The organism is Adhaeribacter aerolatus, assembly GCF_007991635.1.
Lineage (GTDB): Bacteria > Bacteroidota > Bacteroidia > Cytophagales > Hymenobacteraceae > Adhaeribacter > Adhaeribacter aerolatus.
The window spans coordinates 18326-31279 of the sequence record NZ_BJYS01000007.1; the positions used below are offsets into that span (position 1 = coordinate 18326).

At 43.1% G+C, this 12954-nt stretch carries 13 protein-coding genes; 3 read left to right on the top strand and 10 right to left on the bottom strand.

Translation table 11 applies throughout. The features are described from left to right. Position 1 precedes the first annotated feature (1 nt). The 10 genes from AAE02nite_RS06470 to AAE02nite_RS06515 all read right to left on the bottom strand — a co-directional run bounded on the left by AAE02nite_RS06470 (position 2) and on the right by AAE02nite_RS06515 (position 10625). Positions 2 to 1096 carry a glycosyltransferase gene (locus AAE02nite_RS06470; RefSeq protein ID WP_146896149.1) on the bottom strand — a complete coding sequence of 365 codons (1095 nt, stop codon included), beginning with the start codon at positions 1094 to 1096 and terminating at the stop codon, positions 2 to 4. Continuing rightward, a complete protein-coding gene (locus AAE02nite_RS06475) occupies positions 1093 to 1722 on the bottom strand; it encodes a polysaccharide deacetylase family protein (RefSeq protein ID WP_146896151.1) in 630 nt (209 codons plus the stop codon). Before AAE02nite_RS06475 ends, AAE02nite_RS06470 begins: the two co-directional genes overlap by 4 nt. Continuing rightward, positions 1709 to 2860 carry a glycosyltransferase family 4 protein gene (locus AAE02nite_RS06480; RefSeq protein ID WP_170252534.1) on the bottom strand — a complete coding sequence of 384 codons (1152 nt, stop codon included), beginning with the start codon at positions 2858 to 2860 and terminating at the stop codon, positions 1709 to 1711. Before AAE02nite_RS06480 ends, AAE02nite_RS06475 begins: the two co-directional genes overlap by 14 nt. Before the next feature lie 126 nt (positions 2861 to 2986). Next, positions 2987 to 3712, bottom strand: a complete 726-nt coding sequence (cobA, locus tag AAE02nite_RS06485) for a uroporphyrinogen-III C-methyltransferase (protein ID WP_146896155.1) — start codon at positions 3710 to 3712, stop codon at positions 2987 to 2989. A gap of 232 nt (positions 3713 to 3944) precedes the next feature. Next, the gene (locus AAE02nite_RS06490) at positions 3945 to 5279 is read right to left on the bottom strand and encodes a Na+/H+ antiporter NhaC family protein (RefSeq protein WP_146896157.1); all 1335 of its coding nucleotides are present in this window, start codon (positions 5277 to 5279) and stop codon (positions 3945 to 3947) included. Between the two features lie 149 nt (positions 5280 to 5428). Further along, positions 5429 to 6400: a TIGR03885 family FMN-dependent LLM class oxidoreductase gene (locus AAE02nite_RS06495; protein ID WP_146896159.1), complete on the bottom strand. Its 972-nt coding sequence runs from the start codon at positions 6398 to 6400 to the stop codon at positions 5429 to 5431. Between the two features lie 388 nt (positions 6401 to 6788). Then, positions 6789 to 7226, bottom strand: coding sequence for a DUF2267 domain-containing protein (locus AAE02nite_RS06500; protein WP_146896161.1), 438 nt, complete (start codon positions 7224 to 7226; stop codon positions 6789 to 6791). A 608-nt stretch (positions 7227 to 7834) separates the two neighbouring features. Further along, positions 7835 to 8263, bottom strand: a complete 429-nt coding sequence (locus AAE02nite_RS06505; protein WP_146896163.1) for a tail fiber domain-containing protein — start codon at positions 8261 to 8263, stop codon at positions 7835 to 7837. Between the two features lie 620 nt (positions 8264 to 8883). Further along, positions 8884 to 9156 carry a hypothetical protein gene (locus tag AAE02nite_RS06510; RefSeq protein WP_146896165.1) on the bottom strand — a complete coding sequence of 91 codons (273 nt, stop codon included), beginning with the start codon at positions 9154 to 9156 and terminating at the stop codon, positions 8884 to 8886. Between the two features lie 854 nt (positions 9157 to 10010). Next, positions 10011 to 10625 carry a TetR/AcrR family transcriptional regulator gene (locus AAE02nite_RS06515; RefSeq protein ID WP_146896167.1) on the bottom strand — a complete coding sequence of 205 codons (615 nt, stop codon included), beginning with the start codon at positions 10623 to 10625 and terminating at the stop codon, positions 10011 to 10013. A gap of 136 nt (positions 10626 to 10761) precedes the next feature. On the opposite strand from AAE02nite_RS06515, the gene AAE02nite_RS06520 reads away from it, so the two are divergent. The 3 genes from AAE02nite_RS06520 to AAE02nite_RS06530 all read left to right on the top strand — a co-directional run bounded on the left by AAE02nite_RS06520 (position 10762) and on the right by AAE02nite_RS06530 (position 12898). After that, positions 10762 to 11334 carry a cupin domain-containing protein gene (locus AAE02nite_RS06520; protein WP_146896169.1) on the top strand — a complete coding sequence of 191 codons (573 nt, stop codon included), beginning with the start codon at positions 10762 to 10764 and terminating at the stop codon, positions 11332 to 11334. Between the two features lies 1 nt (position 11335). Continuing rightward, positions 11336 to 11728 carry a hypothetical protein gene (locus AAE02nite_RS06525; protein WP_146896171.1) on the top strand — a complete coding sequence of 131 codons (393 nt, stop codon included), beginning with the start codon at positions 11336 to 11338 and terminating at the stop codon, positions 11726 to 11728. Positions 11729 to 11986: 258 nt separating this feature from the next. Further along, positions 11987 to 12898: a c-type cytochrome gene (locus AAE02nite_RS06530; RefSeq protein ID WP_146896173.1), complete on the top strand. Its 912-nt coding sequence runs from the start codon at positions 11987 to 11989 to the stop codon at positions 12896 to 12898. Positions 12899 to 12954: the final 56 nt, after the last annotated feature.

The window sequence follows — 12954 nt, forward strand, 5'->3', positions numbered from 1 at the left end:
GTTAATATTTCCGTTCTTTCCAGGATACCTTTACAGGTAGCAGAAAGAACAGAATGGTGATCAGGGATACAAATATGGCATAAAACTCAAACAAAATAACGGTACTAATGCGATACCTTAACCCCAGCCGGGCTAAGCACCTGTTTATGAACCATGTTTGCAGAAATAATTTAGCCAGGAAAATACCTAACACCACCCACCCGGAGGTATACGCCCCAAAGGGCAGACAAAAGGCGTAAAAAGAAGCATACACCACCAAAACCATACTCATGTACCAGGGCAAGTGCCAGATGCCCTGCATCCAGCGTTTTCGCTGGTGCAACAGTTGCCGCCAACTAGGCGACGGCGACGAAAAAGCCAGTACCCCCGGATGAAATAAATTAGTAGTCCAGAATTTGTGGCGGATAACGGCTTTAAACAACTGCACATCTTCGGTTACTGAAAAAGGCATATTTTCGTAACCGCCCGTTGTTTCGTAAGCCACCCGCGTTACCAGCATATTATTGCCCATGGTACTGACCGGTAATTTCAAATCCGAAACAACCTGCATCAGGCCCAGGGCATTTATCCAGTCTATGGCCTGTAGTTCCGGAAACAGGCCCCCGCCCTTTACGGTGGTAACTCCGGTAACAATGCCAATATTTTGCCCGCGGGTGCCGGCCAGCATATCTCTTATCCAGGTGCGGGGCACTTGTATATCGGCATCGGTAATAAAATAAATATCGGAGGTAGCTAAACGGGTTAAATGGGCCAGCACATTGGCTTTTCCCCGCGCCTGACCTAAATACTCTTTAATGCGGACACAGCGGTAAAAAGGCTTTTGGCGGATATATTGCCGGATTACGTCGTAGGTGCTATCGGTAGAGGCATCGTCGCCGAGCAATATTTCTATTTTGTTTTGGGGATAATCCAAGCGGCCGATGGCCTCTAAGCATTTTATAATGGTGTGTTCTTCGTTGCGGACAGCAATTAAAATACTAACGTAGGGTTCTAAGGTTAAAGGCGCAGGCAGCTTCGGTTTATTAACCACCTGCAATACCACCACCAATAAAAATATACCGAAAAAGATACTGAAGTAAATGAGCGATACAATCATAAAGCGCCGAACCGGTAACCCAAAGCGGTAAAATGAGCCAGATACTGCGGCAAAACAAACTGCATATTGCGGCCGGCCTTTTGGCTATCGTGAAACACAACGATAGAACCGGGCCTGGTGTTTTTAATAGCATGGTGCAAACAAGCCGCTGGTGTTAATTTATTATCAAAGTCATAGGTTAAAACATCCCACATAATTATCTGATAATCTGATTTTAATAAATTGTATTGCGACCTGGTTAACTTACCGTAGGGCGGCCGGAATAATTTATTTTTTTTTACCGGAACTATTATTCCCAGTTCTTCCTGGCATTGGCGAATATTAGTTAAATAAGCTGCCGTTGGTGTTTGCCAGCCTTTTAAATGATGATACGTGTGGTTGGCCAGCGTATGGCCGGCGGCGGCGACCTGCCGGGCAATGTCGGGGTATTTGCGCAGGTTATCGCCCACGCAGAAGAAAGTACCCAAAGCGCCGTAAAGGGCCAGTTGGTTTAAAACAAATGGGGTATATTCGGGCACCGGGCCATCGTCGAAGGTGAGGTAAATAATATCCGAACGGGTGGATTGGTCCCAGATCAGGCCCGGTAATAATTTCTTTACCAACGAAGGCGTTTTAAAGATGCGCACGGGATGTTGCCTGGGTTTTAACTGTTTCTTCGAGGAGCCGCATTACTTTCTCCGCGCTTTTATCCCATGAAAATTTTTCCGTATTTCTAAACCCTGCTTGTACCAACCGGGAGCGCACTTCTAAATCGTGGTATACCTGAATCAGCGCCTCGGAGATTTCTTCTATTGCTACCGGATTTACCAGCAGGGCGCCCGCGCCGGCGACTTCGGGCAGGGCACCGGTAGCGGCGGCAACAACCGGACAACCACACTTTTGCGCTTCGATAACCGAAATACCGGCATCTGCCCGGAGCGGCACATATACCGCAGCCACAGCAGCGCCGTATAGTTCAATAAGTTCGGCATCCTTTACCCTGTCCGTAAAAACCACCTCAGATTTAAACCGCATCTGCTTATAAACCTGCTTTATTCCCCTGGATTTTAATTTATTATTACCTGCTATCAACAATTTTACTTCACTGCCGGTTTTCTCTTTAAATAAATCAAACGCCCGGAAAAGATTAGCGATATTCTGGCGCGGCTGCAACGCCCCAACGGATATAAAATAAGCCTCGCCATTGGTATATTTTTGCCGTACGGCTACCTGCCTTCCAAAGTCTATTTTCCGGAATTCTTCGCCGGCGGCCGGCGCCACCACTTCTATTTTGCCTGAATTTATTTTGTACAGCCTGCTAATTTCCTGGCGGGTAAAAGCGGAAAAAGTAATTATTTTAGCGGATATCTGGGCAAAACGTGGATTGTAATTTTTTAGATATTTCCGGCTGAGGTAGTCTACTTCCTGGGGGAAATGCTCCACTACCAAATCGGACATTACCGTTACACGCGGCACCCTAGCATTCAGGGTAGTCATGCCATCGGTAGACAAAAATACATCGGGCTTGATTTTTTGCAGGGCGCGGGCCAAACTTACCTGGTACCACCAATAATATAAAACCGGGTGCCGCACCGAAGGATAAACCACCACCGGTTTTACATTGACGCTGTAAATATATTGTGGATCAAAAGCCCGGTCGAAAAGAAAGTAAAACTCGTGTTCCGGATATTTAACCGCTAGCCGGCGCAATACTTCGTGGGTAAATTTCCCGACATCCGTTAATCTGTCTGGTATTAAAAAACGGGTATTTACGGCTATCTTCAAAAACAATTGGGTTTTAAAATTTTGTTTTGTACCGGCATATTTTTTTGCCAATAACAGTTTTTCCGGCAAAAGTTAATGTACGTCCGGTAAACGAATATGGTGCCGGAAAAGGATAAAAGAAAAATTTCAAAACTGTAAATCTACCACGTTGCCGATTACAATAATGGCCGGCGAACCAAAATGCTGCTCTTTTACTAAGGTTTCAATTGTTTCGACGGTACCCACTACTATCCGTTGGTTGGGCCGGGTACCATTCTGGATAACCGCCACCGGGGTCTGGCTTTTACCTACCGCTTTAAATACTGCGGTAATATGGCCCAGGTTATTCATGCCCATTAATATTACTACCGTAGCCGTTGACTGCGCCGCGAGTTGTAAATCGGAAGAAATATGGCCCTGGGTAGTAGCGCCGGTAATCACCCAGAAACTCTCGGAAACGCCGCGGCTGGTAAGCGGAATATTAAAAGCCTCGGGCACCGCCACTGCACTACTAATACCTGGTATAACCGAAGTTTCAATACCAAAAGAACTGGCATAAGCTATTTCTTCGTAGCCCCGGCCAAAAACAAAAGGATCGCCGCCTTTCAGGCGCACAATGTGGCCGTAATTTTGGGCGTACGACACAATGAGTTCGTTTATCTCGGTTTGGGTGTACTCGTGGTTACCCGAACGCTTGCCTACAAAAATGCGGGGCGCATTGGCCGGCGCCAAATCCAGCAGTTCGGTATTTATTAAAGCATCATAAAGAACAGCATTGGCTTGCGACAGGGCCTTGACGCCCCGGAGGGTAATTAAATCGGTGGCTCCCGGGCCAGCGCCTATTAGAGTTACTTTCGGCTGTTGAGCTTGCATTTATAAAAGGCCGGTATTTTAAGAGCGGCAATATAAAACAATTTTCAGCAGGCTTCCAAGTGTGGTTAATCTACCTCCACCCTGCTACACCATACTTTAACTGGTTCAGAACTGATGGTATTCGGAAATATTTTGGCTTAAATACATTATCAGCTTCCGTCACTACAGGTTTTTTTACGGCAAGTAATGGGAAGGAATTTGTTGCCTATTTGATTTAACTGACGGTAAAATATTAACCGGCCGGAGTTTCTGCTGCCGGTAGCCGGGCCAGGTACTTATCTACAATAGGGGTAAATATGGCCAGTAAGGTAAAGCCGAATAACAAGTACAAATACCAGGCATGGGCCAATAATTGGGTAAATGATACCGAATTTTTTGTAAACCCGATGATGATTAGAACTTGAGCCCCGTAAGGCAATAAACCCTGGATTACACACGAGAAAATATCCATCAAGGCCGCCGTTTTCCGTTTATCAACGGCGTAATTGCGGCTTATTTCTTTCACCACCGGTCCGGTTACCACAATCGAAACGGTATTGTTGGCAATGGCCGCATTGGTACCGCTCACCAGCGCTCCTATTCCAACTTGCGCTGTTTTGTGGCTGCCAATGGCTTTGCTTATTCCGGATACCAGGTAATCTATGCCGCCGGCGGCTCTGACCATTTCGGCTAGACCGCCCGTTAACATCGATAGCAGGAATATTTCCGTCATACCTGTAAAGCCTTCGTAAACTTTCTGCGCAAACAGCAGCGGTTGCAAACTACCATCTATAAAACCGATTAAACCTGCTAATAAAGTTCCGATGGATAGCACCACAAATACATTAACGCCGGTTACAGCCAGCACAATTACCAGTAGATACGGCACAATGGGCCAGAAAGAAAAGGCAGCGGCTTCGGGCAAAAGACCTTCGGGCGCCACCGCATATTGCCCGGCCAGAAATAATAAAAAAATATTAAGCAAAGCGGCAGGTCCAGCAATGAGAATATTTACTTTAAACTTATCTTTCATGCTGCACTCCTGCGACTGCGTAGCCGCAATAGTAGTATCCGATATAAAAGATAAATTATCGCCAAACATGGCACCGCCTAATAAAGCGCCCAGCATCAGGGGCATAGAAGTCTGGCTTTGTTCGGCTAACCCTACGGCAATGGGCCCCAGCGCCACAATAGAACCTACCGAAGTTCCGGAGGCGGTTGAAAGAAAGCCGGCCAGTAAAAATATACCTAAAGCCAAAAATTTTACCGGCACCAGCGCAAGTCCCAGATTTACGGTAGCATCCACCCCACCCATCGCTTTACTAACGGTGGCAAAAGCCCCGGCTAACAAATAAATCAGGCACATGGTCATAATCCGGGAATCGCCGCAACCCCGGATAAGGGCGTCTACCTTGGCCGTTATCGAACCTTTTAAAATTAAAAAAGCTACTATAATACCCAGCACAACGGCCACCGGCGAAGGAAACGCATAAAAGTCAGCTAGACCTATTCCGGCGCCTAAAAACGTCAGCACAAAAACCAAAAACGGCAGTAAAGCCACTCCGCCACTTTTCTGCAATTGATTCATTAAACTTATTATTGGGAAGCAAAAATAATTGAAAAAACCAAAGCGAAAGACTTTTACTAAAAACCATGAAGCCTGAACCCAGGCATGCATATTGTTTGCCAAGTATGAGTTCAGGCTTTTTTTGATATTTGGTCGCTATTAAAGTAAAATTAAGCTGAAACGTCTTTTAAAGCCGGAATCACTTTTGCCCCAAAATCCTCAATAAATGGTAAATGGTTCAGGTTTACATTGTGTAAGTACAGGTTATTGAAACCCAGTTGAATATATTCACCCAGCCAGTCAATGTGTTGCTGAACACTTGAAGATATTCGCACAAAATTATCCAGCTCGTTCAGATTCACAAATTCGGCCGCAGCTTCAAATTGCTCCGGTATGCGCAAGTCGGTTAGTAAACTATTATTAAAAATATTGCCCCGCCATTGGTCGTGGGCACCTTGCCGGGCTTCCTGCTCGCTGCGGGCATAAGATAATTGCACTTTCAGGTACATCGGTTTACCTTCACCTCCGCCCCGCCGGAAAGCCTCTACCGTTTTCTTCAGTTCTTGTGGTGGCTTGGAAACTGTAATCAAAGCATCGGCCCAACTCCCAACCCACTCGGCAGTTTTATCGGAAACGGCAGCGCCTACTATTAAGGGCTGTACTTCGGGTAAGGTATAAAGCTGGGCTTCTTCAACGTTAACCAGGCCTTTATGCGTTACACGCTCGCCGTTCCAGAGGGCCCGTATGATTTCTACTGATTCTTTTAACCGGGCATTGCGTTCAGCTTTGGCAGGCCATTTATCGCCGGTTATCATTTCGTTCAAGGCTTGGCCCGATCCCAGGCAAATAAAGAACCGCTCCGGAAACATTTCGGCGAGGGTGGCCGCTGCCTGTGCAATAATTGCCGGATGGTAACGCTGACCGGGCGCATTTACCACGCCAAAGGTAAGATTAGTAGCTTGCAAAGCCGCCCCTAACCACGACCAGGCAAAGCCGCTTTCGCCCTGACTGTTGCTCCACGGGTGAAAATGATCCGAAGACAAAGCTCCCTGGAAGCCAGCTTGTTCCGCCAGCCGCACGTAGTCTAATAAAACACTGGGTTTAAATTGCTCGTGTGAATTGTGATACCCTAATATGGCCATAAAATATTTTCTTCAAATTAAAATATTACGCTCTTACACTTTTACTTCTAAAGCTGTATAGCAATTTAATAATTCGTTAGTCTGTACCCCTTGCGAGTGTTTTCACGGGCAAGTAGTTGGGCGAAAGCCCCAAAATTGGTGGTAATAACATCATCAATGGCGACTATTATTTGGTTTTAGTTTAAAAACCATACAGCTTCTATATTAATGACATATCTAAATGGCCTTTATTCAGATTAAAAGGCGCTCTGGATTATACCAATTAAATGTTTTTAGGTAAATAAATCTGTCTGGTACTTAGTAAAATACAAACTAACCTTATACCCAAAAGCGGTCAGAAAGTTGAAGGAAATAAATGGATTTTGAGAAAAACCTGACTAAGGTTTAACTAATGCTTAATAGGATCCGGCTTGATGTCTTTGTGTAAAGCGTTCTGCAACTTTTCGAATTGCCCCGGCGACAGCAAATCGTGCAAAGCCGCCATCACCCCTTCGTAAGCTCGCCGGGCATCATGCAAGGTTGGTAAATCTTTAATTTCAGCCAGCGCGTCTTTTGAGCGAATAAATTCCAGCCATTGGTCTTCGTGCCTAATCCGCATAGGTTCGTGGTCGGGCCGGTAGCCGTCGTAATAAATGCCCTTCCAAATAATGGGTAACTGCGCGCCTAAATGGGTGGCTTCGCCGGAAGGTAAACGGTCGCGCAAGGCATGTAATACAGCCCGGAATATACGGCCGGCTTTATTTCGGTCCTGAATATCTATATGCTCAGCTACCCGGTTCAGCCAGGTATTTGCCTTGGTAACGTAGTCTTCAAAATGTAAGGACATATCTCTGCGAAGCTGGAATTAACAAAAAAACGTTAATACTACAACGGCAGGTTAGGAAAAGGGGTTTACGCGGATTGAAAATCCTTGCAACTAATTCTTCTAAACAGATTAAATATCCGATAAAACAGAAAATACGAAGTTGTAAACGGCCAAAGTATTCAGGAACACAGAAGTAGCTGGAGCTTTACTGTTGGGAAATGTAGATTATTCAGTTAATCCCTGCGTAAACGAGCCAATTCTGCCTTAAAAGTATCCTGGTAAATGGAGATGGTTGCTCCTGGTTACTATATTTTTGAATAATTAATTAACTTAAAGTAGTAGCCCACCTGGCGCTGCCGTGAAAACGAAGATAAATAGACTATTTTTTCTTCTAAGAAAAGAAATTATTTCTCCTGATTTTTCATGCACAGGACGGGTGGGCTAACGTAAATTATTCTTATTTTAGGCTTTGGACTATAAAACTGTTTAGCATTTAGTTAGTTGGTAATAACCACTGCTCTTAAAGCGTATATTCATCAGCGAGTAGTCAGGCAGAAGCTTTAAAATTGGTGAGGCTAACCTCACCAATGTCACCTAATGCTGCTCAAAACCATAATACGAAACAGCTTCTAGTTTCGCTGAGCTTCTAGCTGGCGCCTTAAATCTTCAATCTGTTTTTGTTGCTCCTGAATAGCAGCGACCAATAACGGCACCATGCTATCCAAATCGGTGCTTTTGAGGGTAGCCTGCTGGTAATTATTCTTACCTACCCGAGTTGAGCGGCTTTCGGAACGTACCAGTTCAGGTAAAACTTTTTGTACATCTTCGGCAATGAAGCCGTATTGCTTGCCGGCCGGCAATTTTAACTGGCCATACTTATCGGTGTTATACTCAAACTTTTTTGGTTCCAATTGCTGCACTGTAACCAAGGCATTTTTTACCGGCATTACATTTTTCTTCAGTTCCCGGTCCGAAAAATGCTGCCCAAACACGAAAAAACTAACGCTTAATAATGCAAAAACCGCCGTTAAAAACTTTATCTTCTTAAATTTATTCATAACTAATAACTTTTGAAATTTATCTTTTTTTGATACCGCAAATATAGATTTACCAGATTAAAGACGTATTAAATATAGATTAAAATAAAATTAAAATCCATTAAAGATAGCATCCTATCAATTTTCAAAAACTTTATAAGTTCTAAATATGAGTACTTTTGAAAAATTTTTAACTAATCCTAAAACTCTAAAGCATATTTTAATTTTACTTCTTTTTGGATAAAACCTATAAAAAAAACAAACATGAGTTTAAATATGAAGTGCTTATTCAAATTTTATTAAGGATTTCATTTAATAGGCTTTTTGATACAGATGCCACTATTCATTTTGGCAGTAAACCTGAAGCAGGTTTAACTTAAGTATAGGAAAGGATAAATTTAAAAATCTAATCTGCTTTGTCATGTTAAAGTCTGGCTTGCGACTTTAAATTGGGTGCTAAACTTCTAATATTAGCAGTGTTGGGGTTACTTCTTTTTATTTTCCTTCAAAACTTGGCTCTGGCAAAAAATAAATTTATTTGGACCGAATTTCGCGATAACATTAAAGCTAAATTGTAAAACTGGTACATAAAAAAAGAGGAAGCAATTGCCTCCTCTTTTTTAAAATAGTTTAAAAAGCTACTATTTATCTTTTTCGTAACCTTCCATTTTTACCAATTTGTTATATAAACCTAATAGTAAAAATGGGGCTGGCCATTGTCCTACAAAAAGAGCTTCGTCATCCTTTTTCATTACTTTTAGCGTAGCCGAAATGGCCATTGAACCCAAGGCGGCCCATAAAAACAAGTCTGATGGTAACTTAGCGGTATATTTTTCGATGGCGGCAGCAACAGGTCCTTCTTTGTGCTCCGGATTAAAATTGTCGGCTTTTGCTTTTAAGTTTGATGATTCCATAGTTTTATATTAATTTATTAATGAATGGTTAATACCTAATTATCAAAACGGAGATACCATTTCTAATGTTTTAAAAATTAATTTAATCATATTTAAATTAGATTTAGGTTACGACTTAATTTAGGTTAAGGTTAAGCTTGTTGTTGTAATATTCTGCAAAATCCTTATTTTACGGATAAAGAATTTATATAATTCCCCCTTTTGGATTTGTAATTTTAGAAAGGCATTATACAATTTAGCAACTCAATTTTACCGTTTTATGCGTAAAAAGCAGGTTTGTTTAAGGAAGAGAAGGACAGGGAGCTATTGAATTCTAATGTGATGAATCTAGAACAGTCCTGTTGGCAGTACACTGGTAGCGGCAGAAATATTCAGGTTAATATTTTCTTCAGGTTTCTCGGCCCTAAAAAGAAAAGCCATAGCAGACCTGTTATGGCTTTTTTTTCCGGATGGTTTCTTTTAAGGTTATGGCCTTGCTTTTTCTGAATCGCTTGTGCTGCTTTCCCGGCTGTCTTCTACCCTGGCTCCCTCTACGGCTATCGATCCTGCCGAATAAAAATAACCATTGCAGTTGTAGTGCCGTTTTTTAGTGCTTCGGTATCACAGTTGTAAGTCATAACAGTTGTAAGTCATATTGTCTTCGGCAGTTGCCTTTTTGCCTTGCGTTTGGTTCTGTTCTTTTGCTTTATCTTCTTCCATAAAGCTTATTTTAATTCAACTTATGCGCTAAACCAAGAGGCCTATTTATTTTTACGACAATGGCTTTCCTGGGTCCAGCCTTACAGCAGCAAACCATCAAGAAATAAAAAGAAAGCAGTGACGCGATTCTGTTAATTGGCATAAAAAAATATTGATCATAAAAGGGGCAGTAAATTTTCTTCGCCTTTAGGAGTTAAGTAAGGCACAAAGGATTGAAACAATAGCTTTAAATGGTGGCGGCGTTTTTCCTCGTCGGTTTTGTCGGCGTTGTAAATGGCCGATTCCTGCACCCAGTAAACAGCCAGCATGTTTTGCACAAGCATAATATTCCGGCTGTGCGGCAGCATTTCCGCTCCCCGCAAGTAACCGTTCGCATCTAGTAGGGTAATAATTCCATCTAATTGAGCATAGCGGCCCTCCAGCACCTTTTTAAAATAGTCGTTCAACTCCTGATCGGCGGTAATAATAGGCGCATAATTGAGTAATAAAAAACGGTAACGGAGATGTATCTGCATTACCCGATCTATTAATTGGTAGAAGTAAGAAAAAGAAAAGGCGTGTGGATCTACCATCTCAAAAGGTTGGTCTACCTCCTGTATCATCTGTTTTCCCAAAGCATTTATAATAGCCAATTTAGTTGGGAAGTAATAAGTAATGTTACTTTGCCTGATATTCAGCGCCCGGGCAATGTCATAGGTAGACACCTTCTCCAGTCCTTTTTCATTCATCATTTCTAAAGCTTTACCTAGGATGCGGTCTTTTGTTTTCATGCCAGACAAAACTAAAAATTATTTTGGTTAATAACCAATAAAACACTTGACAAACGCTTTTTCCAACCGTATCTTTGTTAAGAATTGGTTAATAACCAAATATAAAAATTTACGGACCCTTAAAACACCAAAAACTATGAATGCTTTAACTTTCCCCGAACCGCCTTTCAGCCAAAGAATTTATGAGAACCCCATTATCAAAGACAAAGCAATTTTCCTGAAAACTTCGCGTGAGACCAATGGTGAATATACTTTGATTGAAGTAGAAGTGGCCCCGGGAGGCGGCAATGAACTGCACATTCACCGCACATTTTCTGAAACCTTCCGGCCCTTAGCCGGCGATCTGGAAGTACAGGTAGGCAAAAAACGTACTTTATTAAAGCAAGGCGAATCCTATACAGTGCAACCGCTTACGCATCATGCTTTCCATAACCCTTCGGATAAACCTGTTAAATTTCTGGTTGAATTACGGCCGGGGCACGAAGGGTTTGAACAAAGCATAAAAATAGCTTACGGATTGGCTTGCGACGGGCTCACGAACAATAAAAGTGTACCTAAAAAGTTTTCGCACCTGGCACTGGTATTAACCCTAAGCGATACTTACCTCCCCGGTTTTCTTTCGCTGCTGATGCCGGTTTTTAAATGGAAAGCCCGTCAGGCCCGGAAACGTGGCATTGAGAAAGAATTGCTAAATACTTATTGCGATTGAAATGGAACCAGCAATCTATAAAGACCGAATTACCTTATGCTACCTGGTGGCCGCTTACCTGATTTCCATGACATACCAATATTACCGCTTCACCTTAAATCAGCATCCCGCTGATACTTTCGGCACCATTGAAATAGCAGGTTATGCCTTCTTCCTGATTTGGTCAGCCTTGAGCGTGGTAGATAAACGATGGGCGGTAATCTCTACCCTGGTTTTGTGTGTAACCCAAATAAGCATTGGAGTCTTTTACTACTTCCCAGCTATTTTCCGTTACCGGCATGGCAGTTTTTGGGACTGGGCCGAAGCTTTTGTTTTTATTCTATTGATTGCACTGGCTGGCCTGCGGTCTGTTCTGCATCTTACCCGTCTAAAACATAAATTCCATTTCGGATAATTTACTTCCGATTATTAAATTTTTAATAATTCCAGTTAATCCTTTAAAACCGGTTATATAATTCAGGTGCATGCTTTTACTTAAAGAAATGCTGGTAAAGGCGATCCAACCTGGTATGGAGCTAAAATAAATTTCTATAAATATTTTTAAAAAATTGACCTGAAGCACCGAAAAAGCTGCCATGGAAAAAGTATGCCTGGTTTGAAGCTTAAATTTTCACCCGATCTAATTCTAACATAATATTCTATTTACATTACTATGAAAAAAATCATTAAAAAATTAGGTAAGTGGCTGGGCTATCTGGTATTGGCTTGCCTGTTGTTGGCCACAGTGGCTTATGGCTACGCTTACCTGAATACCGAGCACCGCCTGAACAAAGTATACCCGACCCAAACGCCGGCGATTACCATTTCCAAAGGTTCCGCATCTGTAACCCGGGGAGCTCACCTTTACGTGGTACACGCCTGCCGCGATTGCCACGGTCCGGATTTAAGCGGAAGAATAGTTTTAGATAATCCTGTAATGGGCCGTTTGGTAGCCCGTAACCTGACCCGTGGCAAAGGTGGTTTGCCGGCAGATTTTAAAGAACAGGATTGGCTCCGGACCCTGAAGCACGGAGTAAACCGGGAAGGCAAACCACTCTTGATCATGCCCGCCCACGAAACCACAAAAATATCAGACCAGGACTTAGCCGATATTATCTCTTTTTGCCAGAGTAGTGCGCCCGTAAATAAACAGTTGCCTCCGCAACAAATGGGCCCTTTGCTCCGGATGGTTGCCGGCCTGATGGACCCTAAATTTTTCCCAGCCGAAAAAATAAACCATAATCTCCAGCCTATTCGCAAAATACAACCCGATGCTACCGTTGCCTACGGAGAATACTTAGCTACCAACTGCACGGCCTGTCACCAGTCCGATTTTCAGGGTGGTCCTCCCCTGGCCCCCGGCTACCCGCCCGTACCTAATATTACGGCAAACGGCCGGGTGGGTAAATGGACAGAGACAGAGTTTATGCGCACCCTGCGCACCGGTTTAACCCCCGAAGGTCAGCAACTGGACAGCACCAAGATGCCCTGGCCCAGAACCCGGGAGTTCTCCGAAACCGAACTAAAAGCCGTAAGGAAATTTTTGTTGAGCCTGCCCAAAGCCAAAAGCCTGGCTACTAATTAATCATTAGTAAAGTCGTTTAAGCTTATGGTTGGATTTTAAAGTATCAAAGGGATATT